This window comes from Lactobacillus sp. UMNPBX15 (assembly GCF_002553785.1).
Classification (GTDB): Bacteria; Bacillota; Bacilli; order Lactobacillales; family Lactobacillaceae; genus Lactobacillus; species Lactobacillus crispatus.
Genome location: NZ_PCYV01000090.1, coordinates 1 through 437, shown reverse-complemented (window position 1 = coordinate 437; position 437 = coordinate 1). Strand labels below are relative to the sequence as shown.

At 38.7% G+C, this 437-nt stretch carries 1 protein-coding gene; it reads left to right on the top strand.

Annotated elements, in window-relative coordinates; all coding sequences use genetic code 11:
- A partial coding sequence (locus tag CP366_RS10405; RefSeq protein WP_143469314.1) for a sugar nucleotide-binding protein occupies positions 1 to 227 on the top strand: 227 nt, incomplete at its 5' end.
- Positions 228 to 437 lie beyond the last annotated feature (210 nt).

The following is a 437-nucleotide window of genomic DNA, read 5'->3' as shown; positions in this document are numbered from 1 at the left end:
ACTTTACCAAGGAAATCTACCGTCAAGCTGGTTACGACACCAAGGTAACGCCAGTCACCACTGCAGAATACGGTTTGTCTAAGGCAGTTCGCCCATTCAACTCACGCCTCGATAAGAGCAAGTTGGTAGAGAACGGCTTTAAGCCATTGCCTGTTTGGCCTGATGCAGTTAGCCGTTATCTTGAGATTTTGAAGAAGCAAGGCTTCTTTGATGAATTGGGTAAGTAGGATAGATGAGGAAGGAAGCATCCCTTTTGTAGGGGTGTTTCTGGTGTATGAAAGCATCCCCCAAAGGGATGCTTTTTTTGATTGGTTTAAATATTAAAATAATTATTCATGATAAAATGATAATGTTTACTTTTTGGAAAGTGAGAATAAAAGATAGGAGACTGTAAAATAGTTTGTGTAAGGATGAATGATTCCTTAAATTTATTTCTT